Here is a 23,957-nt window from a genome sequence, read left to right on the forward strand (position 1 = left end):
GGCTGCCCGAAGGCGCCCAGCCTGCTGCGCGCAGCCAGGCTTGCCCAGTTCCCCACATCCGGGGGACCTGATGGCACTTTGCCAAGTCGTTATCCCCCAGCTTTGGGGGAACACCATTGCGGGCCTCAGTCGGCGATTTCCACTTTAGCGGATTCGCGCAAACGTTGGCGCACGGTTTGCCGAGCCTGCGCCTGCAATTGCCCGATGAGCGTGGCCCTGGCCAAGCGCAGGCCCTGTTCTCGTATGACAGAAGGATTATCACTTTGGTTCTGCGCTCCTTGCAGGGTTTGCCGATTGGCCTCGTAGAAGGCCTCTACTTGTGCCTGGCTGGGCGCGTCGACCGCACTCAGTTGGGCATACAGCTGCTGGGCTGCCATCTCGTGACGGGTGTACTGAGCGTACTCTGCCCTATTGAAACCCGCCTCCGCCAGCCGCCGCTCGAACACGGTCGGGCTGCCGAATGCAGCCTCCACTTCGCCGACATGGGCAGCTACCTGTGCGTCACTGATGGCGATGCCCTGGCGCTGGGCTTCCTGCCACAACAGCTCCTTGTCGATCAGCTCATCCAGGGCCTGGTCACGCAGGCGTTTGTACAGCGTCGGGTTGCGGATGCTGGCTACCGCCCGCCCCTGGGCTTCGAGGTATTCCGTGAAGTAACGCTCCAGGCGCAGGGTATCAATCTGCACACCGTTCACCCGCGCTGCCGGCACATCGGCCCAGCTCGCCGTGGTGGTCAGCAACAACAGGCACAACAACAGGGTACGCATGGCAACCTCCGCTCAAAGGGCGTCCGGCACAGGCCGGTACGGGGTAACCGAGGTGAATCGCGGCCCCGGCAAGGCCACTGCCACCACATGGGCACCGGCCATGCCCTGCCGGCGGCCGGGGCCAAAGCCCAGGGCCGGGGTCAGGCCGGTCGTGACATCGTGCAGGCCTTCCAGGGCCGTGATCAACTGCTCGCGGCTGGCATCCCGGCCAATCTGCTTGAGGGCTTCGGTGAGCAGGCGCAGGGCGCACAGGGTATTGACCTGCAAGGACGCCTGGCGTGGGTCGAGGCCCTGGCGTTGCTGCAGGCCGGCCAGGGTTGCCAGGCCCTGTTCGGTCCAGTCTTCGGGTACGAACGGATAAGCCAGGAAGACCCGTTGCGACCACTGCTCAGACAGGCTTGCCAGCCCCCCGACCACCTGGCTGGAGGCCGCGAACAAGTACGGTTTGCGACCTGCCGCCTGCAGCGCTGTGGCCAGGTCGGCAAAGGCCTGGGCGCGGCCGAGAAAGACGATGCCCTGGCCGTCCACGGCCTGGCCATCGAAGGCCTGGATGGCGCCAGGTGCCCAGCCTTGCTGCACAAGCTGCTCGCGCACCTGCTCGGCCAGCGGCGCTTGCTCGTTACCGGCGTAGACCACGCGCAGGCCATCCGGGCCGAGGCCCAAGGCTTCGCGGGCATGGCCGGCCAGGCTCAGCAGTTGCACGGGCAAGCCCGGCAGAGGGTCGAAGATCTGCGCACTGCCGCCACTGCGCGGGGTGCTGCCGATCAGCGGCACATTCTGTTGCGCCAGCACGGGCGCCAGACGCTGGTCTAGCATCGGTGCCAGGGGGGTGATCAGGCTGAACACCTGCTCGTGTTCCAACAGCTGGCGCAGGGCCTGTTCGGCGCTGTTTGGGTCGTTGCCGGGGTCGAGCACCACCAGCTCCAGGCGCCGCCCATGCACACCGCCTTGCTGATTGAGTTGCGCCAAGCCGTCTTCAAGCACCGCGCGCACCACATGCCCCGCTTCGGCCAGCGGCCCAGAAGCGGGGAGCAACGTCCCCAGCCGCAGTACGCCCTCCTCCACGCCCGGGTCGCGGTCCTCGGCCAGGCGTTTGAGGTAGGCCGTGAGGTTGCGCTGGTCGGCCAGGGTCAGCTCGAAACGCGGCATGGCGGTGTCGAGGTGGTTGCCGGCAGGGTCCACACCCCGCTGGATCGCCCTGGCAAGGCTGGCGTCAGTGTAACCCGGGTAACTGCGCCCGTTGGCCTGGCGCTCGCCCTGCCCCAGTGCCAGGCGCTGCCATTCGAGGCTAGGTGGGCGAACACCGCCCTCGGCGCGGCCGCGCCCGTCGCTGCCGTGGCAGCTGGCGCAGGGCAGCACGCTGGCCGGCACGCTCATGTCGCTGGCGCCCACCCGCGCCAGCAATTGCGCGTCACTGCTTGACAGGCCTTCGCGGTACAGGCGTTTGCCAGCCTGTTCGTGCTCGCTGAGGTCAAGGGCGAAGGCTGAGCTGGCAACGCTTAAACCTAGCGTCAACAGCAGGGCGTTGTATGCGCGGCCAAACCCGCCTGCACTCATGATGTTCACCGACCCGCCAGCGGTTGGGTCAGCAGCTGCATGCGCTGGGCGATCGCCACAGGTGGTGCATCCGGGCGGATCTTGCTCCAGCGCTTGCCTGCCACGTCACCGGCAATCAGTTGCGTGGAATGCTGCTCGGGGCTGGGCAGGAACTGGCCGATACGGCCCAGTACCAGGTCGACACTGGCCTTGTCGCCCGTCAGGAACAACCAGTTGGGGCCATCCACACCCTGCTTCTGGGCAAAGGCCTTGAGCGCCGCCGGGGTGTCGTTGAGCGGGTCGCTGCTGATCGAGACGAACGTCACCTGCCCTGCCAACACCGGCCCCATGGCCTCACGCACCTCCCGCAGTTTGCGGGTGATCAGCGGGCAGGCGTCGGTGCAGTGGGTGAAGATCACGTTGAGCATCACCACCTTGTCCTTCAGCACATCACTGTAAAAGCGTAGCTCGCGGCCGTTCTGGTCCTTGAGCACGGTATCGGTGAACCAGGTCTGCGCATCGCGGGTACCGCTGCCACTGCTCATCACCTGGGGCGCGGGCTGTGGTTCGGGGGCCTGGGGCGCATGGCCGTCATGGGCGAAGGCCACCGAGGCGAGAATCCACAGGCAGCCGCCCAATACCAGCCAGTCGAAACTGCGCATACCGACGCGGCGAGAGGTCGAATGGCTCATGGTTGCACCTCGTTATGGTCGGCGATGGGTTCGGCGCTGTGCTCGGCAATGGCCGTGCTTTTGGCATGCACCCGGCGGGCGCTCAGGCGGTTGATCTCCGCGACCAATACCGTCGGGTCGGTGAAGCCGTAGTAGCGGGTCCAGTGCCCGCTGCGGCCATCACCCACCAGGATCAGCGGCGGGTGCTGGCTCAGGTCGGCACTGAAGCTGCCCAGGCCTTTGAGGGTTTCGGTGATGGCGTACGGCGTACCGGTCAGCCAGCTCCAGCCTGGCCCTTTCTGAAAGGCCTTGGCGTAGTGCTGCAGGCGCTTGGCGTCATCGCGCTGCGGGTCGACGCTGATTGACACCAGGTGGATCTCATCGCCGACACGGCCGCCCAACTGCTGCTGGACCTTGCCCATGATCGACGACACCACCGGGCACACCGTGGTGCAGCTGGTGTAGATGAACCCCATCACCACCAGGTGATCCCCGACCAGGTCCTTCTCCAGGCGCACCGGCATGCCGTCCTGGTCGAGCAGCGAGACATCGGCGAAGCGCAAGCTGGCCTTCTCCTGCCGCGCGGCGGGCGGTTGCTCGGCAGGGCCGCCGTGGTCATGCCCGGCGTGGGCCAGGGCCAGGTTGCTGGACAACATCAGTGGCAGCGCCAGGCTCAGGCCCAGCCGTGTAAAAGCATGCTTGGCGTTCATCGCACACTCCTTATTTGCATCTGGGTAGCGTCCCCTTGGGCAGCCGTGGAGACCGAAACCGGCAGGACGCGCAGGCTGGTGTAGTTTTCTTCGGCAAACTTGCGGCCAAGCGACGGCGACTGCACATGCAGGTACCAGGCGCCGGCTTCAGGCAGGGTCAATGCAGCCTGGTAGATGCCCTCGCCCACTTCTTCGAGGCGCAGGTTGCGCGGCATCGACGACGGCGCCAGGAAATAGCGCAGGCTCAGGTCGCTCAGGCCCAGCCGCGGCTCGCCATCATCGCCAACGATGCGCACCCGCGCGGTGAAGGCGCTGTGCTGCGGCAGCGGCTGTTCAAGGCCGAGAAACTCGGCATGCGCGCCCTTGTGCTTGCGCGCATTCGGCGCTGCGGCGACATCGGTGCTGAAGCAATGAATGATCTGCGGCTGGTTGAGCAGGAAGGCCACATCGAACTTGCCGGCTGCCGGCATTTTCACCGTCGAGCCGTACACCCCCGGGGCCACCTCGCGCAGGCTGCGGTCGACGACGATGGCGGCGCGGGCCTGATGGCCGCGGTTGTTGTAGCCGGACATCGGCGCGTTCATGCCCTCGGCGTAGAAGTAGGTGGTGTTGTCCACCGGGTTGACCACGAACACCGAGTTGTCGTCACGCGATACCGACAGCCCCTGGGCCAGCGGCAGGTCGCCGGCCTGGCGCGGCGCGGCGGGGCCTGCGTCGAAGCCTTGGACGATCGGCGAACGCCCCTGCCCAAGGCTGCCCAGGTTGATCATGCTAACCCTCGACGAGGCCAGGCCGCGCACGTAGGCATAGCCCTTGGTGAAGGTCAGCTGATACGGTTCGGCCGCCACCGGGATGCGGTGGATCAGCGTGTCGGTACTGGCGTCGATCACCAGGGCCTGGTTTTCCAGGGTGTTGAGCACGATGCCGTAGCGCCCGTCACTGCTGAAGCGCATCGGGCCCAGGCCCTGTTCGGCCGTGAGGGTGTGGCGCAATTGATGGCTACGGCCATCGAATACCCGCACCGTGCCTTCCCTGCCGTCGACCACGTAGACCGCCTGGGACAACGCCGAGTAGCTCACCGACAGCGGGTGCGGGCCCACCGCCAGGGTCTTGGCCAGGCGCATTTCGGGGATGTCGATGATGCTCAGGGTACCGCCGTCGCGGTTGCTGACGTAGGCGTAGCGCGAGTCGCTGCTGAAGGCGATCTCGTGGTGCCCGGAGCCGGTGGCGAAGGACTTGAGCGTACTGCGCCCGGGCACATCGATCACCGTTACCCCACCCTTGGCCGGGTCACTGCTGTTATTGCCCACCCAAAGACGGTGCTGGTCAGGTTGCAGCACCACCCGCGTCGGTTGCTCGCCGGCGTCCAGGTCCGCCACGCGGGTGAAGGTTTCGGTGTCGATCACCGACACCTTGCCGCGCTCGGGGATCGACACGAACACCTGTTTGTCGTCGCCGGTGGCCGCCCAGTCCATGGGGCTGCCTGGCAATTCGATGCGGGCCATGGTGCTGGTGACACCGCCCACCGACACCGTCGGGTCGATCACCGTCAGGCTGGCGTCCTTGTTCAGCATCAACAGGAAGTAGCCGTTGAGGTCGAGCAACGGCCGGGCGCCAATGCTGCTTTTCAAGAACAGTGCGACACGGGCCTTGCAGCTTTGGTCACGATCGCCGACCGGTGCCGACTGGGCTGGGTCGATCCAGGCCCCCGGCGCCATGCCCGACAGCGGCTGGCCGCTGGTCTGGTCGCTGACCTTGAAGCGGATGCCGGCAAAGGCGCCTTCGCGCAGCTCGCCCCCGGCCAGCGGGCGGGCCTCGAACTCCACGGTCACGCCGTCCCGGCTGAGCCGATGCAGGGCCTGCGGGTCGGCAGGCTCCTGCAACAGCTCGCGCGGGTCGCACCAGAGTTTTTCATAGGCAACGCCCAGGCCGATCAGCGCTACCCCCAACAGTACCCCCAAGTAAGCAGGGCGAGTCTTTTTGTTCATGCTCGCGCTCCCATGTCGTTATTGTGCTGCAGCCGTTGCCGGCGGCGCTTCGTTGGTTACCCGCAAGATCCCCCACAACCCCGAGAGGTTGCCGTAGGCGGCGTAGTCGCGGAACAGGTAGTCCCCCGGCACCGCGTTGGCCCCGCCTGCGCTGGGCAGCATGAAGCTGAAGTGCGCTGCCGGCAGTACGCTTTCCTGGGCACCGATGTAGATGGACATCGGGTTGTAACCGAAGCGCACCGAGCCGATGCCGGGCAGGCTCATCGGGTAGCCATTGACGTCATTCTTCTCGGCCTGGTAGGCGTGCAGCGGCCACAGGTGCCCGTCCAGCTGGTAGGTGATGCCGCGGCTGCCACCGCTTGGCATCAGCACATGGCTGCGCGCCGGCTGGCCAGGCTTGGCCCACAGCACCGGCGTTTGCGGGTCGCCACCGACCAGGGCGTTGCTGTAGGCCATGTGGGCATTTGGCACATCGGCAAAGCCATTGCCGTCGGCGTGGCCGAAGGGTGCGTCCGGCGCCATGCCGAAGCGCAGCCACAACGGTTCGGTCTTGTAGTTCATGGCCATGTTGCCGTTGTCTTTAGGGTCGCCCGGCACGCCATTGCCCTCAGTAGCGATACCTTCCACAGGCCGGCCATCAGCCCAGCGCATGTTCATCGAGCGCTGCCACACCGTGACAAAGTCGCGGTAGTCGGGCTGGCCGCTGACTTTCACCGTCGCCTGGGCACGGCTGGCGGTGTCCTCGGTGAAAGTGGCAGCCTGCGGCAGGATGCTCATGGCACCGACCAGGCCTTTTTGCGGTTGCTTGATGAAGTCCGACGGGGTCAGGTTGAGGCCGCCGAACTCGATCGCCGTGGTGTTGATGTTGTCTACCGTACGGCCCAGTTGCAGCACCGGTTTGCCTTCGCGCTCCAGGTGGCCGGCGTAGTACTGGTACACCTTGGACGGGTAGGCGCCGCTGTTGCCGGCACGCGGCGGCACGGTCTGCACCGGGTTGAGGCCAACGTTGGCACCGTCGGACTTGGTGATGTCGTAGGCCAGCAACTGGGCATGCAGGCCCACATGGCTGGAAGGCCGCATCAGGTTGTTGTTGAAGGCGGTGGAGCCTTCGCTGCCGTTGCGGTCACGTTTGACCACGTTCTGCATCACTGCGGTGCTCGGCAGGTCGGGCATCACCAGCGGCAGGCGGTTTTCCAGGGTGATGCTGATGCAGTCACCGGCGCTGGCGCGCAGCACCAGCGGCTCTACCGGCACGCCGGGCTTGAGCTTGCCGGTGCTGGCATCCAGGTCTGCCTTGCGCACATACAGCACAGCGGTCGGGTCGTGCAGCGGCGCGCTGTGGCCACCGACGGTGAAGGTGGTGCCGTCCTCCTCGTCGACCACCGTGACCTGCGGGATACTGGTGGTGCGGCTGTTGAACACCAGGGTGCCGCCGTCGGCCTTGAGCGGACCACCGACATGCTGGCCAACCCCCGCCGGGTCGGCGATGCTGACGCCGTGGCGGTTCTCGAGGATGTCGTTGGCCAGTGCGGCGACGATCTCGTAGTTGCGCTTGATCGTCGCCCGGGTGCCGATGCCATTGACGTTGGCCGTGGTTTTCGGGCAGATGCCGTCAAAGTTCACGGTGTTGCGCATGGCCACCGGCTGCGGGTTGTTCGACAGCGGAAACAGGTCCGGGCGCAAGGTGGTGTAGTTGCGCATGATGCCCCAGATGCCATTCCAGTAGCCTTCCAGTGCCGCGTCCAGCGAGTACAGGTAGTCGCCGTTGGTGGCGGCGGAGCTGGAGATCATCGACACCGGCGCCATGAAGCCCAGTTGTTCGGAGATGCCGATCATCTGCGACGCTTTCCACCCCGAGTTGGAGCTGCTGCCAAAGCCCGAGCCGTTCTGCAGCCACTTGACCCCGTGCAAGGTGACGTTGTGCTCCTCTTCATGGCCACCGGCATGCATGCGCAGCCGCACGTTGTCGCCCGAGTAGGTGCGCAACATTGGCGTGAACGGGTCGCCGGGTTCGCTGCCGGCGGTGTTGATGTGCGGCGGGAATACCGTGGTGCCACCGGTGGGGCCCACCGCCGAGGTGATCGCCGAAGGCGCCATGTTCATCGCCGGGATCGCGCGGTCAATGCGGCTTTGCAAGGCATAGCTGAGGTCGCCGCCCAGGCCGTCGGCCTGCATGCCACGCTTGCCGTCCGGGGCCACCTTGTTGGGGTCGAACACCCGCAGGGCCAGCGGCTCGTTACGGTAGTTGACGACGAACATGCCAGGGTCATCCACCGAAATGGCCTGTGGGCACGGCCGGGTCGGGCACCCTGGGCTCAGCCCGCCACGCGACTCGACCACCGATTCGAGCAGCGACGAGGCCTTCTGCCGTACCGGTGGGTTGATGGCGTAGCGGAAGCTGTCGGCAGTGGCCGGGTACGACTGGCCATTGGGAATACCGTCGGGCCCCGCGCCAACGTACACGCCCGCTTCATAGGCATGCTGGAAGTCGCTGTACTCGAGGAAGAACTCGCGGTAGCTGTCGTTACGGCCATCGCCGTCATGGTCACCGGTCTTGATCACCGCCTGCCACGAGGTCGGCCCGCCGTCCTGGCGAGACGGGTTGTACAGCTGCTCGCCGGTTTCGGCGTGGTACCAGGTAGAGCCGGCAGGCTCGGCCAGTACCGTGGCGTAAAGGCCCAACTGCTGGTGGGTCGATGGGCCAAGGTGGTCGTGGGTGAAGATGGTGCCCAGGCCACGGTCGACGTTATGCACGTTAACCACCGGGTCGGCGAACCAACGTTGCATCGCCGTGCGCGCGCCCAGCCAGTCGGCCCGGCCGAAACGCCCGAAGTAAGGGTGTTGCTTGGCTTTCGGGCAGGCGGCGGTACCGTCCCGGCTGTCGCCTTCGGTACAACCGTTGTAGGCGCGAATGGCATGCACGCGCTCGACCACGCTGCCGGGCGAGAGGATGCCGTCCTCGTAGTTCCAGCCGTTGGCCGAACCGTCGGCTGCGGTGAGGTCCCACTTGGGCAGGTGAATATGCTGGCCGATCACGTCGGTCGGGGTGCGTACCTGGTAGTCGTCCATCTCATAAATGGAGGGGATCAGGTTGGTGTGCTGGTACATGGTGCAGTCGAAAGTGTTCATGCGCATCACCAACGGCTCTGGCGGGCGCTGCTTGGTGATCACCGGCCAGGCGTCTTCCCAGAGGGCGATGATGCGTGCCTGCGGGAAGTGGTAGCCGACCTTGTTGTAGACCGCATCGAACTGGATATTGGCGCCCTTGTAGATGCGCGGGCGGTCGGCGGTGAAGGCAGAAGCGCCGCGGAAGTTCATGCCGGTCAGGCTCTCGCCGCTGGCGTACTCGCCCACCCCCGACGACTGGGTGAGGCGCTTGCCACGGTCGTCCATGCAGGGTTCAAAGAACGGCGCACCGGCGGTCGGCAGGGCGCCGTTGGTGCGGAAGTTACGCGCCACCGGTTGGCTGCCGGGTATCAGCGCATAGCTGGGGTGCTCGGCCTTGGCGTGGAATTTCATGGCTGCCTGCTCAACTTCCGTGCCCTCTTCGGGCAGGTAGATCGGCTTGGCTTTGTGCACCACCTTGGAGAAATCCAGCTTGGTGGTGGTGGTCTGTGCTTCACCCCCTGCCGAAACACCATCCAGTGCATGCCGGCCGAGGCCACCATCCCAACCATCGACCTGGTTGGCGTCCAGGTTGGCCCACAGGGCGTTGCCGCTGTTCTTGAGTTGTTGGGCCAGTGCAGGGTCGAGCATGTCCAGCGGCGGGGTGGGAGGCCGTTGGCCGACGCTGCTTTCCATGCCACCGATCCAGAACGGATAACCGGGGTTTTTCAAGGTGCCGTCGGCGTTACGGTTGCTCTCGCTGCGGTCGACCAGTGCCAGCGAGCCGACGGCCTTGGGTTCAGCTACGCCATGGCCATGGTCATCGTCGCCCTCCTCGCCGTCGTCATCCTCCTCGTCATTGGCTGCCACCCGTTGCTCAGCAAGCTTGGGTACCACGACCACCTTGCCCGGCATGGGCGCCATGGCTTTGCCAGGCAGTGGGACGATGGCGGGGATGGGTGTGCCCGCAATGATCTCACCGTCGGGCAAGGCCCGCGCGCCAACCGCCGGTTTGCCGCTGCGCAGGGCAAACGGGGTGCTGTGGTAGCCGTTCGCGGCCTGGCCACTGACCTCCAGCCGGGTGCCTTCCTCGAACACATCGTGCACCCGCCACATGGCCCACATGCCCTGGGCGAAGTGCGGGTAGAAGTGGCAGTGATAGATAGCATCGCCGGCCACCCGGTTACGGTTGCCAGAGCCACCGTTGGCGATCTCGTAGGTGTAGCCGATGCCCGGGCCGATACCCTGGGCGTCGACGTAGTCGGAGTTATCGTCGTTGGGGTTGAACAGCCACTGGTGCCCGTGCAAATGGAAGATGTGCTGTTCATGACCGTTGTGCGTGTTGCGGAACTTGGTGAAGTCACCCATGTAGCTGTGGTGGACGTTGGCCGGTTCTGACGGGTACAGGGCCATGCTGGCCTTGACACCGATGGCACTGGCCGGCGGCGTCTCGCCTGGGCGGATGTTCTCCAGGCCAACGTTGGCCGGCACGTCCACCAGCGTGCCGATATCGCCCACGGTGTGGGCGCTGAGGAAGAACTCCTCGTAGGCGCAGGACAAGCAGTCGTGCATCGGGCCCACGCCCAGGCGGTTGGCCACCACTTCGGCGCCCATGCCCCCAGAACCGTAGTTGATCATGAACGAATCACGGGTCGGCTCCAGTACATGGCCCATGACCGGGTCGGCCCAGTAACCGGGGAAGGCCTGGGTTGCGGCCACTTCGTCAGCGAACTGCGAGGCGAAATCACGGAACGCGTCCAGCCGGTTGGGCAGCGCCGGGTTACGTTTGTTGACGCTTTCCAGCGGATAGGTCGAACGCGGGAAGCTGCCATCGGGGTTGGGGCCCATGACAATGGCATCGGTCTCGCTGTTGAGGATCTCGTTGCCATCGACCATGGCGATGATCGGTTTACCGGCCTTGCCTTCGGTGATCCAAGGCTCGGCCTGGGGGTAGCGTGCCTGGTAATCGATAACCGGTTGGCCAGTGGCGGTGCGGCCGGTGCTGGCCAGGCGCATCTCTTCTTCTGTGAGGGTGTTGCGGAAGGTGCGCCCGCCTTTGGGCACCACCACCACCTGGCCGAACAAGCCATTGGCAACGTTGCCGGCACCGCCCTGGCCGCCGAAGGTCGCGCCTTGGCTGGTGGCGGCGAACGCCCCTTCGCGTTCGGCATACAGGGTGTAGCTGCGGGTATTGCCCGGTGACACCAGGAAGTTGCCGTTGCGGCCGGTGTTGGCAGCAATATCGCCAATGCTGTTGACCGCTTGCATGCCGTTGACCTGGAAGCCTACGTGGCGGTCGCTGACCTGCTCATCGGCAACGAAGTGCTCACCGCCTTCGTTTTCGAATTCGGTTTCCGGCCCTTCCTCCTCCTCACCTTCGGCCTCGTTCTCTTCGTGGTCGATGCCGTGCTTGTTGGGGTTGGCCTGGTAAGCCAGCAGGTTGGTCAGGTTGACGGTGAGGCAATCGCCTGCCGCCACGCGCAACACGATCGGCCGTGGACGCTTGTCCGGGCGCAAGGTGACTTTGCCAGGCACGGCGGCGCCACCTTTGCCGAGCGGGACCTGGTGCTCGTCCACCACATCCTCGCGCAAGGCGAACATCATGCCGTTGGCGTTTTGCGCGCCGAGGCGGTTGAACATCAGCGGCTGGTCCAGTGCCACCACATTGGCGACCAAGGTGCGCTGGCACTGCACAGCTGCCTCGCTGGTCGCTTCCCAGCCAAGCAGGGCCAGGAAGAATGATGACAGGACGGGGCCTTTGAGCGGGGTCGACATGCTGCACCTCCGGAACACAGGAACTCTGCGAGGAGGTTCAGCAAGGTATATGCCACATGTGAATTGCTATTAATTTCAGTGTTTTACGCGATCAACCGAAACAGATTGGGGAGGATTCCCCAACGGCTTTCCCCGATTCGGGGGATGGGGCTGCTGCGCAGCCCATCGCCTTAACCCATCAACCCACGCACACAGAAATACAAGATCGAAGGCCCCATCAGGCAGCCCAGCCCGGTATGGAACGTCGCCGTCAACGCGCCGTAGGGCACCAGCCGGCGGTCCGTTGCCGCCAACCCTGCCGTCACCCCCGACACCGTCCCGGCCAAACCGCCGAACACCATGGCCGAACGCGGGTTGTCCAGGGCCAGCAGGCGCGCCGATACTGGCGTGAACACCATGACCAGAATCGCCTTGATCAACCCCGTGGCAATCGACAACGCCATCACATCGGAGCTGGCACCCAGGGCCGCCCCCGTCACTGGCCCGACGATATAGGTGACGGCGCCCGCACCGATGGTGGTCATGCTCACGGCATCGCGGTAACCGAACGCGTAGGCGACCGCCGCACCGACGATAAACGGCAGTACCGTGCCCAGCAGCAACGCCACGGCGCCAATCATCCCGGCCTTGCGGGCCTCGGTGGCCTGCACTTCGAAGGCCGTGGCGACGATGGCGAAGTCTCGCAGCATCGCCCCGCCCATCAGGCCGATGCCTGAGAACAGCGCCATGTCCGCCAGGCCTTTTTGCCCGCCGGTAACAGTGCCGCCCACCCACGCCAGCACCAAGCCGATGACGATGGCGATCGCCGAGCCGTGCACCCGGCCGAAGGTCAGGTATTTCGACATCAGTACCGACAACCACATGATCGCACCGACCACCGCGAAGGCCGTGATCAGGCCGTTGTGCTCCAGGGCATTGTCCATGATCGGCCACATGATCAACGACCTCCTGCAGGGGCAACCTGCACCGGGGTTTCGGGGGCGGGCTCAAGCGCGGGCAAGGGTTCGCCGCGGTGGCTGCGGCTTATCAGCGCGATGGTCGCACCGCACACCAGTACCGCGCCGATCGCCGCCAGCAACGCCACCGGCCCGCCTTGCAGGGCGGTGACCACATTCTGCTGGGCGGCCATGGCCACCACCACCGGGATGTACATGGCGCCCCAGAAGCCGACGCCGAACTCGCACGCCTCGCTCATGCCGCCATGGCGCTGCCTGTACAGCCGCGCACAAATCAGCAGGATCATGGCGATGCCGACCCCGCCCACGTTGGATTTGACACCCAGCAGCACGCCCAGGAAGTCGCCGACGATGACGCCGGCAAGCGTGCATACCGCCAGCAGAGCCACACCATAGATAATCATTGTTGTTGTCCTCAGGTAGTGTCGAAGTTGCTTGTTGTTGTTCTTCGTAAACACACACTTGCGCGGCTCACGCGGTCAATGTGGGAGTTGCCAGATTGTCGGGGCCGCTTTGCGGCCTTTCGCGACACAAGGCCGCTCCTACAGGCATCGCTCCAGCCTGCCATCATCGGTTCTGGGCCACCTCCTGGCGCAGCAGCGCGTCGAGGGTATCCGGGCGGGTGCCTTCCACGCTCACCACCCTGCCCTGTTCAAACACCGGCCGGGCCAGGCCGCTGAGCACATTGCCCGGCGGTATTTCCAGGTGCAGGCGTACCCCGCGTTCATAGGCGTTGCGCAACGTGGCACGCCAATCCACCACCTGTGCCATGTTGCCGGCCAGGTCGTCGCGCAAGCGCTGTGTATCGAAGATTGGCCGTGCACTGCTGCCACTCAGGTAGGTGATCGCAGGCCGGCGCAGCTCGACCGTGGCAAAGGCCTTGGCAAGCTCTGCAGCCGGGCCGGCGAGCAGCGGGCAATGGGATGGCACGCTCACCGCCAGGTGCCGTGCGACGCCTTGGCCCTGGCTGCGCGCGCGGCGTGCCACCGCGGCCATGGCCGCCTCGCTGCCGGCAATGACGATCTGGTTTTCACTGTTGAGGTTGGCGACGTAGACCTCACCGCCCACCGCCCTCAGCAAACGCTCGACGCTAGCCAGGTCGAGGCCGCTGAGTGCGGTCATACCGTAACCGTGCGGATAGGTGCACTGCATCAGCTCGCCACGCAGGGCCACCAGCCGCACAGCATCGGCGAACCCCAGGGCACCCGCCGCAACCGCAGCGGGATAGGCGCCAATCGACAGGCCGGCCACGTAGTCCGGCGCAGGGCTGCGCTGCATCAGCCAACGGGCCCAGGCAACCCCGCTCAGCAACAGGCAAAGCTGCACCGCACGGGTGCCCTGCAGGGCCTCCTGGCTGTCCAGGCCCAGGGCGCTCTGGCCCAAGGTATCACTGGCCTCTTCCAGTAATTGACCGGCGCCGTCAGGCAGACGATGCAACATGCCCACCTGCTGAGCCCCTTGGCCGGGGAACGCGAACAGGCTGCTCATGCCGCGCACTCCAGGGCAGCCCAGGGGTCGCTGACCAGGCGCGCGCCGAGGGGCGATTTGAGCAGTACGCGCCGGGCACAACCTGCCCACTCGCGCAGGGCGACGGCGCCTGCCGGTGTTTCCAGCTGCACATCAATGCGGCACGGTGTGCAGTCGAGGATGTCCAGCAGTTCCAGGGCCTTTGCGCGCGTCAAAGGGTGCGGTGCACGCAGCACCAGGTCCAGATCGCTGGCCAGGTGCAGCACGTTGATACCCGTGGCCAACTGATAGCCCACCCCACCCGTCGGGCCCCAGGCCAGCCCGCAGGTGTCGAGCACCGGGGCCACCGAGGCCAAGGCCTGTAGCGCAGGCCAAGGGCTCGGCGCGCACCCGCGCAATGCCTCAGGGCTTTGCAGACGCAGGATATCGCCCAGGCGCATCTGCGTGCCCAGCCGCTGATCCCGGCTTTGCCCGCGTACGCCCACCGCCACCCAGCCGTCAGCGCAGGCTGCACGGCGCACCACCACAGGTTGGCCGCTTGCCACCACCTGCAGCGCCCACTGCGGGGTATCGTCAGGCAGCGCAGACAGGGGCAAGCCCCAGAGCAGGTCGTGTGGGCGTGGCGTGTTCATCTCAGGCCCCCTGCCACTGACGACGCAGGTGCTCGCGCACCCCGCGCGACGCCCGCCGGTTCTCGCCCGTCAGCCGCGATGACAGGTCGGTCGAGGTGCCGATATCGCGCACAGCGTCGGCCAGGCAACTACGCACTCGGGCCAAATCGTCGGCGCTTGGCGTCTCGGCGTTGTCCACGCCAAGGCGTCGCCACAGCAAACCCAGCGAGGCGTAGCTGTCGAGGTCGTAAGCCATCGGCGGCACCTCTGCGGCCAGGGCTTCCAGCGCTTCGACGCTGCGCAGGGTAATGCGCGCGGCGGCGGCCTTGCCCATGGCATGTACCATCACACCAGCGTCATCCAGCGCGATCAGGCGCTGGGCTTGATAGCCATGCGCCAGAAAAGCACCCGACATCGCCTTGCCGACCAGCAAGCCAATCACCGGGTGCCCGGCCAGGCGCGCCTGGGCATACGCCTGCACCGCACCGGCCAGGGCCTGGTGAATGCCCAACGCTTCTTCGCGGCGGCCATAGGCCTGGCTCGGCACATCGATGACCGCGACAATCGCGCGCTTCTCGCCGTGGCGGTCGGCCTCGACCGCCTCGCTCACCGCCTTGGCCAACCCCCAGCCTTCCAGCAGGCCTACTTCACCCGCGCGGGCCCGGGGGAACGGGTTGTGCGCATCTGGCACCACAGCAATGAAGCGGGCCAGGCGGTTGTCCAGTTCGCCGTCGATCACCTGCAGCGACGCAGGGTAGCCCGGCAACGCTTGGCCGCCGGCCAGGCCCGGCAGCCAGTTCGAGGTACGGTTCATTTGGCTTCTCCTTGATAGAGGGTGCGCACGGCGGCGGCATCCAGTTGCGGGCAGTCATCGCCCAGGCGCGACAGCCGCTCGAGGAACCAGGCATGGCGGCTGGCCCGGTCTGTGGCTGGGGTGTCGAGCAGTTGCAGAAGCTGCTGGCGGATGGCATCCACATCGTCGGCGACGTAGCCATCCACCAGCCCGCTGGCATGGCGCTGCTCGCCACCGGTGAGGCTCCAGATGAACGGCCGGTCCTTGGCGTCGTATTCGCCGATGCCCGCTTCCTGCTCGATCACCTGCGGGCCGTTGAGGCCCAGGCGCGCCTCGCGGGTGACCAGCAAGTGGCTGCACAGCCCGGCAGCGATGGACATGCCGCCGAAGCAGCCGACCGTACCTGCGATCAGGCCGATCACCGGCTGGTAGCTGCGCAACGCGACGATCGCGGCCTGGATCTCGGCAATCGCCGCCAGCCCAAGGTTGGCTTCCTGCAAGCGCACGCCACCGGTTTCCAGCAGCAACACGGCGCTGGTCGGGGTACCGTTGCGGTTGTCTTCGATGGCCAGCTCCAGCGCACCGGCGATCTTGGCCCCGCCCACCTCGCCCATGCTGCCACCCTGGAAGCCCCCTTCGATAGCGGCGACCACGGTATGGCGGCCGTTCAGGCGGCCCTTGGCGATGACCACGCCATCATCGGCCTGGGGCACGATGCCCTGGCGTGGCAGCCAGGGCGACATGAGCCGGTCGAACGGGCCCAACAGTTCGCGGAAGCTACCCGGGTCGAGTACGGCGCGGGCCCGCTGGCGCGCGCCCAGTTCGACAAAGCTGCGGCTTTGCAGCAAGCGTTCGATGTCCGTCATGGGGCGATCTCCTCGAAGCCTTGCTCCAGCCGCAGGCGCACCACGCCAGGGGTGGCGCCGAAGTCATGGATGTCGATGTTCACAGCGGGCCACTGGCGGCCTTCGAACAGGCGCTGGAACAGTTGCGCCCAGCGGGCGCCGCTGCCGTTGACCGAGGTTACGACCTGAATCTGCAGGCTGCCGGCGGTGCCGGGCTCGATCAGCACCTCCAGGTCGCCGGAGCTGACGCAGCCCACCACGGTGCGGCCACGGCCAGGTTCGGCGGCGGCGAATTGAAAGGTCAGGGTTTCCATGTCACAGGCTCCCGGCGTTGTCGAGGAACAGGCAGGCGGCCAGCAGATCGGCGGCGCCGCCCGGTGAGGCATTCAGGTGCAGCAACTGCTGGTCCAGCCGGCGCAGCTGCCGGCGCCCGGCCAGGGTGGCACTGCCACCCGCCTCCAGCACGGCACGGGCGCCCTGCTGGACCGTGGCCAGCCCTTGCGGCCCGGCACGCCAAAGCACACAGGTGTCGGCCAGGGCCGCCATGATCGCGAGCAAGGCATCGAGCCGTGCTTGGTTTTCACGGGCGCCGGCAGCGCGGCTGCGGTGCAGTTGCGGCAGCCCGTGAGTGATCACAGCAGGGAACCCCAACTGCGCCTGCTCACGGGCACCGCCGCTGCCATAGCGGCGCTGTATCTGCACACCATGGCTGTCTTCAGGGGTTGCGCCTGGGTCGTCGATCAGTGCAATGCGCCCGGCGCGGGCGGCCAATGCAGCGGGGCCAGCCTGGGCACCCAGCGCACTGGCGGCCACCAGCAGGCCCAAGGCCCAGATCGCGCCGCGGTGGGTGTTCACCCCGCCCGTGGTCGCCAGCATCGCCGCTTCGCCCTCACGGCCAATACGGCCCAGGGTTGCGCGCAAGGGCACGCCGATCTCGCCAATGGCCTCGGCCGCTTCGGCCATCTGCCGCAGGCAGGGCCACAGGGCCAACGCCGAGGCATGCATCAACGCCAGCGTCATGTCCGTGTGGGCACCGTTGCTGCGACGGTCTACCAGGCCCGGTTTGGGCGACAGGTCGGCTTCGTCGATCAGCGCATCGACTGCCAGGTCGGCCAGGCGGTCGGCCAGGGGCAAGGTGTGCAGGTTGAGTGCTTTCATCACCAGCTCCTGAACCGTGCGGGCGGGTTGTACAGGCCGCCAGACCAGTCGACCAGGTCGGCAATACTGCGCGCGGCCAGCAGCTCGCGGCTGGCGTCGGTGCGGCGGATGCCGAGGTCTTCGGGCAATGCCACCAGGCCTTGCTGGCGCAGGCGTTGGGTGTCTTTGGGGTCGTGCCGCAGGCCAATGGCGGTGACGCCGGCTACGGCAGCGATCATCTGCCGGCGCTCTTCGAGGGAGCGCGCCTTGTACAGGTAGGCGATGCCTTCTTCGGTGAGCAGGTGGGTGACGTCATCGCCGTAGATCATCACAGGGGCCAGGGGCATGCCGGCTTTTTTCGCCACTTCGACCGCATCGAGGGTTTCGACGAAGGTGGGCTTGCCGCCCTCCTGATAGGTTTCGACCATCTGCACCACCAGCTTGCGGCCGCGTTCGAGCATGGTCTCGGGCACGGTCATGTCGAGCCAGGCCGGGGTTGCGTGGCGGCGGCCGCGGGGGTCATGGCCCATGTTCGGCGCACCGCCAAAGCCGGCCAGGCGGCCGCGGGTCACGGTTGAGGAATGGCCATCGCCATCCACCTGCAAGGTGGCACCGATGAACAGGTCGACGGAGTATTGCCCGGCCAGCTGGCACATCATGCGGTTGGAGCGCAGCGAGCCATCGCGGCCGGTGAAGAACACATCCGGGCGCTGGGCGATGTAGTCCTCCATGCCCAGCTCGGTGCCGAAGCAATGCACGCTTTCGACCCAGCCGGTCTCGATGGCGGGTATCAGGGTGGGGTGAGGGTTGAGCGTCCAGTTGCGGCAGATCTTGCCTTTCAGGCCCAGGGATTGGCCGTAGGTCGGCAAGATCAGTTCGATGGCTGCGGTGTTGAAGCCGATCCCGTGGTTCAGCGACTGCACCTGGTGTTTTTCATAGATGCCACGGATCGCCATCATCGCCATCAGCACATGCACCGGCTTGATGTGGCGCGGGTCGCGGGTAAACAGCGGCTCGATGTAGAACGGCTGGTCGGCGACCACCACGAAGTCGACCCAGGACGCTGGGATATCGACGCGCGGCAGGTCGTCGACCCGGTCCACCAGCTGGTTGACCTGGGCGATGACGATGCCATCGCTGAACGCGCAAGGCTCCACCAGGGCCGGGGTGTCTTCGGTGCTGGGGCCGGTATAGAGGTTGCCATCGCGGTCGGCCATGAAGCCTGCGACCAGTGTCACGTTGGGGATAAGGTCGACCAACAGCCGCGAGTAAAGCTCGATATAGGTGTGGATGGCGCCGACTTCGAGCAGGCCGTCTTCCAGCAACTGCCCGATGCGCAGGCTTTGTGGCCCGGCAAACGAGAAGTCGAGCTTGCGGGCGATGCCACGCTCGAACAGGTCCAGGTGCTCGGCACGGCTGACGCTGGGCATGATCATGTGCAGGTCGTGCAGGCGCGCTGGGTCCACCTTGGCCAGTGAGCGCGAGAGGAAATCGGCCTGCTTCTGGTTGTTGCCTTCCAGTACCACCCGGTCTCCGGGGGCGAGCAACAGCTCCAGGGCCTCGACGATACGCTCGGTAGGCAGCACCACGCCGTCGGCGAGGTGGTGGGCCCGGTCAAGGCGGCGCTGTTTCTCGGCGCGCCGCCGCGACCATTGCGGCGGTGGATTCTTCGTTGTTGTCATGGTGACTCCACAGGTTCGCTGTCGTGGGTCACCTTAGGGCGGTGCGGGCCTGGGCATCAATCAAGCTGGGTGCGCGATCATTACGCTAAGGTTAATAGTTGAGGACTTATCCGCACCCACCGAGACCTGTACACACTGCTAGAGTGACAAAAATGCAGGACACCCCTGCAGATTTACCGATTGTGCACGGCAAATTCGCATGACAGGATCCAGCTATCCTCCAGCGAACTCCAGACTTCACTTGGAAAATCAATAACAAAGCAGGGAGAACGCGATGACCGCGCATGCTCACACTTCGGCAACGGATCATGTCTTGGCCGAGGTCCGTAACCAGATTGGCCACCTGACCCTGAACCGCCCCGCCGGCCTCAATGCCCTCACCCTGGACATGGTCCGCAGCCTGCGCCAGCACTTGGACCAGTGGGCAGAAGACCCGCAGGTGCGCGCCGTGGTGCTGCGTGGCGAAGGGCCTAAAGGGTTCTGCGCCGGGGGCGATATCCGCTCGCTGCACGACAGCTACAAAAACGGCGATAACCTGCACGAAGACTTTTTCGTCGAGGAATACGCGCTCGACCTGTGCATCCACCACTACCGCAAACCGGTGCTGGTACTGATGGACGGCTTCACCCTCGGGGGCGGCATGGGCCTGGCTCAGGGGTGTGACCTGCGTGTGGTCACCGAACGCAGCCGGCTAGGCATGCCAGAGGTCGGCATCGGCTATTTCCCGGACGTTGGCGGCAGCTATTTCCTCCCGCGCATCCCGGGTGAACTGGGCATTTACCTCGGTGTTACCGGCAGCCAGATCCAGGCAGCCGATGCCCTCTATTGCGGGCTGGCCGACTGGTACGTGAGCAGTGACGCCCTCAGCGCCCTCGACCAGGGCCTGGACAAGCTGGCCTTCGGTGACCACCCGCTCAAGGACCTGCAAAGCCTGCTGGCCAAACTCGGCACCCAGGTACTGGACGACGCACCACTGCAGAAGCTGCGCCCGATCATCGACCACTTCTTCGCCCTCCCCGACCTGCCGGCGATCATCGAGCAACTGCGCGCCGTGAGCATCGGCGACAGCCACCAGTGGGCCCTGGCCACCGCCGACCAGCTGGAAAGCCGCTCGCCACTGGCCATGGCAGTTACCCTGGAGATGCTGCGCCGCGGCCGCCACCTGGCGCTTGAAGCGTGCTTTGCCATGGAACTGCACCTGGACCGCCAGTGGTTCCAGTACGGCGATATCGTTGAGGGCGTGCGCGCCCTGATCATCGACAAGGACAAACAGCCGCGCTGGAACCCGCCAACCCTGGCCGGGCTCGAGCGCCGGCGGGTCGACCAATTCTTCGAAGGCCTGTGAGCCCGGGAGTACACAGATGCAAGACCTGGAACTGAGCGAAGAACAGATCATGATCCGCGACATGGCCCGGGATTTTTCCCGTGGCGAAATCGCGCCCCATGCCCAGGCCTGGGAAAAGGCCGGCTGGATCGATGATGGCGTGGTGCGCAAGATGGGCGAGCTGGGGCTGCTCGGCATGGTCGTCCCGGACACCTTTGGCGGCAGCTACACCGACTACGTCGCCTACGCCCTGGCCGTGGAAGAGATCGCCGCCGGTTGTGGCGCCACCGGGGCGATGATGAGCATTCACAACTCGGTGGGTTGCGGCCCGCTGCTGGCCTATGGCACTGCCGAGCAACAGCAGGCCTGGTTACTGCGCCTGGCCACTGGCGAGGTGATTGGCTGCTTCTGCCTGACCGAGCCGCAGGCGGGGTCCGAGGCCCACAACCTGCGCACGCGTGCCGAGCTGGTGAATGGCGAATGGGTGATCAACGGCGCCAAGCAGTTTGTCAGCAATGCCCGTCGCGCGGGCTTGGCGATTGTCTTCGCCGTGACCGACCCGGCGCTGGGCAAGAAGGGCCTCTCGGCCTTTCTGGTGCCCACGGACAACCCTGGTTTCAAGGTCGAGCGCAGCGAGCACAAGATGGGCATCCGCGCCTCCGACACCTGCGCGGTGACCCTGGACGACTGCCGCATCCCTGCCGCCAATATCCTCGGCGAGCGTGGCAAGGGGCTGGCCATCGCCCTGTCCAACCTCGAAGGCGGGCGTATCGGCATTGCCGCGCAAGCGTTGGGCATCGCCCGCGCCGCGTTCGAAGCGGCGCTGGCCTACTCGCGTGATCGGGTGCAGTTTGGCAAGCCGATCAACGAGCACCAGAGCATCGCCAACCTGCTGGCCGACATGCAGGTGCAGGTCAATGCCGCGCGCCTGCTGATCTTGCATGCGGCCCGCTTGCGCAGTGCCGGCAAGCCGTGCCTGTCGGAGGCTTCGCAGGCCAAGCTGTTCGCCTCGGAAATGGCCGAGCGGGTGTGCTCCATGGCCATCCAGGTGCATGGCGGTTATGGTTACCTGGAGGACTACCCGGTAGAGCGCCATTATCGGGATGCGCGTATCACGCAGATCTACGAGGGTTCGAGCGAGATCCAGCGGATGCTGATTGCGCGGGAGCTCAAGCATTATTCACTGTAACAGCCGGCTAGCGCGGCCGCTGTTGGGGCGGTCGCGCAACCTGGCTCAGCGCCAGTAGCGCGCGTCATCCACTACCCGCGCATGCCCTTCGAACAGCGCGGGCAGTTGCTCTTTGAGGTAATCGATCCAGGTACGCACCTTGGCATCCAGGTAGTGGCGCGACGGATAGATCGCATACAGCGCACTCTCACGCAGGCGATACGGCGCCAACAACCGGCGCAAACGCCCCTGCTCGATCGCCTGGCTGGCGGTGTAGAACGGCAGCAGCCCGATGCCCATGCCCAGCTCACTGGCCAACAGCATCGCATCGGCCACGTTGGTGAGGAAGCTGTCGCGCGGTGCGATCACACAGTGATCGACACCTTGGGGGAACACCCAGTCGCCTTCGTACATCGGGTACGCCATGCGCAGGCAGCGATGCCCATGCAGGTCTTCCGGCCGCTCGGGCACGCCAAAGGTCTCCAGGTAACTGGGTGCCGCGCAGGGGATGCTGAAGATGTTGCCCAGCGGCACGGCGATCAGCTGCGAGTCCGGCAAAGCCTCGTCCACGGTGATCACCACGTCATGCCCTTCGGCCAAGGGGTCAGGATTGCGCTGAGACAAGGTCAACTCGACCACCACCTCCGGGCACAGCGCGTTGTAGCCCGCCACCAGCGGCATCAGCAGCAGGCCCAGGCCATGCGGGCAGTGCAGGCGCAAACGCCCACGGGGGGTAAGGTGCGCGCCTCGCGCCTCGCCGACGGCTTCTTCGGTCAGCAGCATGATTTGCCGCGCGCGCTCCAGAAACCGTTCGCCCGCCTCGCTCATGCGCAAACGGCGCGTGGTGCGGTGCAGCAGGCGGGTCTGTAGCTGGTTCTCTAGCTCGGCAACGATGCGCGACACCTGCGCCGCAGAAATGTCCAGGGCATTGGCGGCTGCGGCGAAGCTGCCGCATTCGACCACACGGGTGAAAGTACGCATGGCATGCAGCATGTCCATGGGGGGTGGGCTCCTTGATCGGTCTTATTCTTACGTTTCAGGCAGGAATCTATCACGGCTTAGCCCATTTATTGTGGATCACCAATGAATACATCATTGGTAAAACATTGAAGAAGGAGCCTGCCATGAAACGTTCGATCGCCGTCCTTGCCTTTGCCGCTACCCTCGCCTCGTTCGGCGCCTTTGCCGACGCCGGCACACAGCAGCCGGCCGCGAGCACGGGCAACTACGAATACGGCATGCCGCTGGATGTCGCCAAAGTCATCTCCATCACCCCGGCCAGCAACGCTGCCGACTGCCAGGTCGGCACCGCGCATATGGTGTATGTCGACCACCAAGGCCGTACCCGCGAGGTCAACTACCGGGAAATGGGCAACTGCTCGCAGCAGTGAGTCAGGCCAGTACCTGGGTGATCCAGCTGATCTGCCGAGCGAAATCGCGGCGCTTTTCCTCGGGTATCGTATCCCGAGCGTGTTCGAAGTTGGCCAACGTCTGCTGCTTCTGGCGCAGCATGCGCTGCCATTTGGTCACGAACGCCGGGGCTTTTTCGCGCATCAGCAGCGGGCCGAAGTACAGCTCTTCGGCGGTATAAGCCACTGCCTCACAAGGTTCGGCGACGATAATTTCGTAGTCGAAGCGGTTTTCGCGCAACAATTCTTCACTGACGATCCGATAGCTGTTTTGCATCAGCCAGCTGCGCAGTTCGCACTCATCGCCGTTGGGTTGCAGGATCAGGCGCTCGCTGCCACTCAAGCGATGCTTGCCGCGCTCTAGAATCTCGCACATGGTTTTGCCACCCATGCCGCAGAGGCTGACGGCCGAGATCCGGTCGGCCATTTCGATCGCGTCCAGCCCATCGGCCAGGCGAATGGTGATATGCGCCTCCAGGCCGTTGCGGCGCACGTTGCGCTGGGCCGAGGCAAAGGGCGTGTGCGCCACTTCACCGGCCACGCCTGCTTCGATGGCGCCACGCAGCATCAACGCTACCGGCAGATAACCATGGTCCGAGCCGATATCGGCCAGGCGCGCGCCTTGCGGCACATGCGCCGCCACGCGCTCCAGGCGCATGGAGAGTGTCTGTTCGTTCAACGTAAGCCCCTTGCTCGAAAACCGGGCGCGATTCTGACGACCACGGCGCGGCATTACAATGCGCAAAAGCCGAATGGCGCAGGTGACGGCAAGGGCGGCGGCTATTTGCGCGCCTCCAGTATCAGGTTGAACGGTGTTTGTGTGGCGCGCTGGAACCGTGTGAAACCCGCCTCCTCGAACACCGCGCGTAACCGCGCCTCCCCAGCCTGGGCACCCTCCTACATCCGTTTCAGGCCAGTCACGCCTGTGCCAGCGCGCGACCGCCTTGTTTGTCCGGCACAATATTGAGGCGGACGCCAAGGGGCCGCGCGCAATGCCTCAGGAATAACTGGCC

General features: G+C 65.6%; 20 protein-coding genes and 1 pseudogene. 3 read left to right on the plus strand and 18 right to left on the minus strand.

Going from position 1 to position 23,957, the window contains the following annotated elements:
• Positions 1 to 125: 125 nt before the first annotated feature.
• The 15 genes from HU766_RS17220 to mdcA form a co-directional block, all read right to left on the minus strand.
• Positions 126 to 767, minus strand: coding sequence for a SurA N-terminal domain-containing protein (locus HU766_RS17220; RefSeq protein WP_186659180.1), 642 nt, complete (start codon positions 765 to 767; stop codon positions 126 to 128).
• Between the two features lie 12 nt (positions 768 to 779).
• Positions 780 to 2,324: an ABC transporter substrate-binding protein gene (locus tag HU766_RS17225; RefSeq protein WP_186659263.1), complete on the minus strand. Its 1,545-nt coding sequence runs from the start codon at positions 2,322 to 2,324 to the stop codon at positions 780 to 782.
• A gap of 5 nt (positions 2,325 to 2,329) precedes the next feature.
• Positions 2,330 to 2,995 (minus strand): SCO family protein, encoded by a 666-nt coding sequence (locus HU766_RS17230; RefSeq protein WP_186659183.1) that lies wholly within the window; start codon positions 2,993 to 2,995, stop codon positions 2,330 to 2,332.
• Positions 2,992 to 3,684 (minus strand): SCO family protein, encoded by a 693-nt coding sequence (locus HU766_RS17235; protein ID WP_033697582.1) that lies wholly within the window; start codon positions 3,682 to 3,684, stop codon positions 2,992 to 2,994. The genes HU766_RS17230 and HU766_RS17235 overlap by 4 nt, the downstream gene beginning before the upstream one ends.
• On the minus strand, positions 3,681 to 5,672 hold the full coding sequence (locus tag HU766_RS17240) for a cytochrome D1 domain-containing protein (RefSeq protein WP_186659186.1): 1,992 nt from the start codon (positions 5,670 to 5,672) through the stop codon (positions 3,681 to 3,683). Before HU766_RS17240 ends, HU766_RS17235 begins: the two co-directional genes overlap by 4 nt.
• Positions 5,673 to 5,690: 18 nt before the next feature.
• The gene (gene mnxG, locus HU766_RS17245; RefSeq protein ID WP_186659189.1) at positions 5,691 to 11,552 is read right to left on the minus strand and encodes a manganese-oxidizing multicopper oxidase MnxG; all 5,862 of its coding nucleotides are present in this window, start codon (positions 11,550 to 11,552) and stop codon (positions 5,691 to 5,693) included.
• 170 nt (positions 11,553 to 11,722) lie between these two features.
• Entirely contained in the window at positions 11,723 to 12,487 is a 765-nt protein-coding gene (gene madM / locus HU766_RS17250) for a malonate transporter subunit MadM (RefSeq protein ID WP_033697574.1), read from the minus strand.
• 2 nt (positions 12,488 to 12,489) lie between these two features.
• Positions 12,490 to 12,912, minus strand: a complete 423-nt coding sequence (gene madL / locus HU766_RS17255) for a malonate transporter subunit MadL (protein ID WP_186659192.1) — start codon at positions 12,910 to 12,912, stop codon at positions 12,490 to 12,492.
• A 163-nt stretch (positions 12,913 to 13,075) separates the two neighbouring features.
• A complete protein-coding gene (gene mdcH, locus HU766_RS17260) occupies positions 13,076 to 13,996 on the minus strand; it encodes a malonate decarboxylase subunit epsilon (protein WP_186659195.1) in 921 nt (306 codons plus the stop codon).
• Positions 13,993 to 14,607 carry a malonate decarboxylase holo-ACP synthase gene (locus HU766_RS17265; protein ID WP_186659198.1) on the minus strand — a complete coding sequence of 205 codons (615 nt, stop codon included), beginning with the start codon at positions 14,605 to 14,607 and terminating at the stop codon, positions 13,993 to 13,995. Before HU766_RS17265 ends, mdcH begins: the two co-directional genes overlap by 4 nt.
• A 1-nt stretch (position 14,608) precedes the next feature.
• On the minus strand, positions 14,609 to 15,400 hold the full coding sequence (mdcE, locus tag HU766_RS17270) for a biotin-independent malonate decarboxylase subunit gamma (RefSeq protein WP_186659202.1): 792 nt from the start codon (positions 15,398 to 15,400) through the stop codon (positions 14,609 to 14,611).
• A complete protein-coding gene (locus HU766_RS17275; RefSeq protein ID WP_186659206.1) occupies positions 15,397 to 16,245 on the minus strand; it encodes a biotin-independent malonate decarboxylase subunit beta in 849 nt (282 codons plus the stop codon). Before HU766_RS17275 ends, mdcE begins: the two co-directional genes overlap by 4 nt.
• The gene (locus tag HU766_RS17280; protein ID WP_033697564.1) at positions 16,242 to 16,538 is read right to left on the minus strand and encodes a malonate decarboxylase subunit delta; all 297 of its coding nucleotides are present in this window, start codon (positions 16,536 to 16,538) and stop codon (positions 16,242 to 16,244) included. Before HU766_RS17280 ends, HU766_RS17275 begins: the two co-directional genes overlap by 4 nt.
• A 1-nt stretch (position 16,539) precedes the next feature.
• Positions 16,540 to 17,382 carry a triphosphoribosyl-dephospho-CoA synthase gene (locus tag HU766_RS17285; protein WP_186659212.1) on the minus strand — a complete coding sequence of 281 codons (843 nt, stop codon included), beginning with the start codon at positions 17,380 to 17,382 and terminating at the stop codon, positions 16,540 to 16,542.
• Complete coding sequence (gene mdcA / locus HU766_RS17290; protein ID WP_186659216.1) at positions 17,382 to 19,043, minus strand: malonate decarboxylase subunit alpha; 1,662 nt, start codon at positions 19,041 to 19,043, stop codon at positions 17,382 to 17,384. Before mdcA ends, HU766_RS17285 begins: the two co-directional genes overlap by 1 nt.
• Before the next feature lie 274 nt (positions 19,044 to 19,317).
• On the opposite strand from mdcA, the gene HU766_RS17295 reads away from it, so the two are divergent.
• Entirely contained in the window at positions 19,318 to 20,388 is a 1,071-nt protein-coding gene (locus HU766_RS17295) for an enoyl-CoA hydratase/isomerase family protein (RefSeq protein ID WP_033697561.1), read from the plus strand.
• A 16-nt stretch (positions 20,389 to 20,404) separates the two neighbouring features.
• Entirely contained in the window at positions 20,405 to 21,556 is a 1,152-nt protein-coding gene (locus tag HU766_RS17300; protein WP_186659220.1) for an acyl-CoA dehydrogenase family protein, read from the plus strand.
• 45 nt (positions 21,557 to 21,601) lie between these two features.
• Here HU766_RS17300 and HU766_RS17305 read toward each other — a convergent pair whose 3' ends face one another.
• A complete protein-coding gene (locus HU766_RS17305; RefSeq protein WP_186659223.1) occupies positions 21,602 to 22,534 on the minus strand; it encodes a LysR family transcriptional regulator in 933 nt (310 codons plus the stop codon).
• Between the two features lie 125 nt (positions 22,535 to 22,659).
• On the opposite strand from HU766_RS17305, the gene HU766_RS17310 reads away from it, so the two are divergent.
• Positions 22,660 to 22,926, plus strand: coding sequence for a DUF2790 domain-containing protein (locus HU766_RS17310; RefSeq protein ID WP_186659226.1), 267 nt, complete (start codon positions 22,660 to 22,662; stop codon positions 22,924 to 22,926).
• 1 nt (position 22,927) lies between these two features.
• Here HU766_RS17310 and HU766_RS17315 read toward each other — a convergent pair whose 3' ends face one another.
• A complete protein-coding gene (locus HU766_RS17315; protein WP_186659229.1) occupies positions 22,928 to 23,623 on the minus strand; it encodes a tRNA (adenine(22)-N(1))-methyltransferase TrmK in 696 nt (231 codons plus the stop codon).
• A gap of 101 nt (positions 23,624 to 23,724) precedes the next feature.
• A pseudogene (locus HU766_RS17320) lies at positions 23,725 to 23,838 on the minus strand (SAM-dependent methyltransferase); the annotation flags it as partial.
• Positions 23,839 to 23,957 lie beyond the last annotated feature (119 nt).

Origin of the sequence: Pseudomonas sp. SWRI77, from assembly GCF_014269105.1 — a bacterium.
Classification (GTDB): domain Bacteria; phylum Pseudomonadota; class Gammaproteobacteria; order Pseudomonadales; family Pseudomonadaceae; genus Aquipseudomonas; species Aquipseudomonas capeferrum.

Bases quoted from the DNA above. Each gene is read 5' to 3' on its own strand.
- HU766_RS17220 (WP_186659180.1), bottom strand. From the start codon at position 767: ATGCGTACCCTGTTGTTGTGCCTGTTGTTGCTGACCACCACGGCGAGC.
- HU766_RS17225 (WP_186659263.1), bottom strand. From the start codon at position 2,324: ATGAGTGCAGGCGGGTTTGGCCGCGCATACAACGCCCTGCTGTTGACG.
- HU766_RS17230 (WP_186659183.1), bottom strand. From the start codon at position 2,995: ATGAGCCATTCGACCTCTCGCCGCGTCGGTATGCGCAGTTTCGACTGG.
- HU766_RS17235 (WP_033697582.1), bottom strand. From the start codon at position 3,684: ATGAACGCCAAGCATGCTTTTACACGGCTGGGCCTGAGCCTGGCGCTG.
- HU766_RS17240 (WP_186659186.1), bottom strand. From the start codon at position 5,672: ATGAACAAAAAGACTCGCCCTGCTTACTTGGGGGTACTGTTGGGGGTA.
- mnxG (WP_186659189.1), bottom strand. From the start codon at position 11,552: ATGTCGACCCCGCTCAAAGGCCCCGTCCTGTCATCATTCTTCCTGGCC.
- madM (WP_033697574.1), bottom strand. From the start codon at position 12,487: ATGTGGCCGATCATGGACAATGCCCTGGAGCACAACGGCCTGATCACG.
- madL (WP_186659192.1), bottom strand. From the start codon at position 12,912: ATGATTATCTATGGTGTGGCTCTGCTGGCGGTATGCACGCTTGCCGGC.
- mdcH (WP_186659195.1), bottom strand. From the start codon at position 13,996: ATGAGCAGCCTGTTCGCGTTCCCCGGCCAAGGGGCTCAGCAGGTGGGC.
- HU766_RS17265 (WP_186659198.1), bottom strand. From the start codon at position 14,607: ATGAACACGCCACGCCCACACGACCTGCTCTGGGGCTTGCCCCTGTCT.
- mdcE (WP_186659202.1), bottom strand. From the start codon at position 15,400: ATGAACCGTACCTCGAACTGGCTGCCGGGCCTGGCCGGCGGCCAAGCG.
- HU766_RS17275 (WP_186659206.1), bottom strand. From the start codon at position 16,245: ATGACGGACATCGAACGCTTGCTGCAAAGCCGCAGCTTTGTCGAACTG.
- HU766_RS17280 (WP_033697564.1), bottom strand. From the start codon at position 16,538: ATGGAAACCCTGACCTTTCAATTCGCCGCCGCCGAACCTGGCCGTGGC.
- HU766_RS17285 (WP_186659212.1), bottom strand. From the start codon at position 17,382: ATGAAAGCACTCAACCTGCACACCTTGCCCCTGGCCGACCGCCTGGCC.
- mdcA (WP_186659216.1), bottom strand. From the start codon at position 19,043: ATGACAACAACGAAGAATCCACCGCCGCAATGGTCGCGGCGGCGCGCC.
- HU766_RS17295 (WP_033697561.1), top strand. From the start codon at position 19,318: ATGACCGCGCATGCTCACACTTCGGCAACGGATCATGTCTTGGCCGAG.
- HU766_RS17300 (WP_186659220.1), top strand. From the start codon at position 20,405: ATGCAAGACCTGGAACTGAGCGAAGAACAGATCATGATCCGCGACATG.
- HU766_RS17305 (WP_186659223.1), bottom strand. From the start codon at position 22,534: ATGGACATGCTGCATGCCATGCGTACTTTCACCCGTGTGGTCGAATGC.
- HU766_RS17310 (WP_186659226.1), top strand. From the start codon at position 22,660: ATGAAACGTTCGATCGCCGTCCTTGCCTTTGCCGCTACCCTCGCCTCG.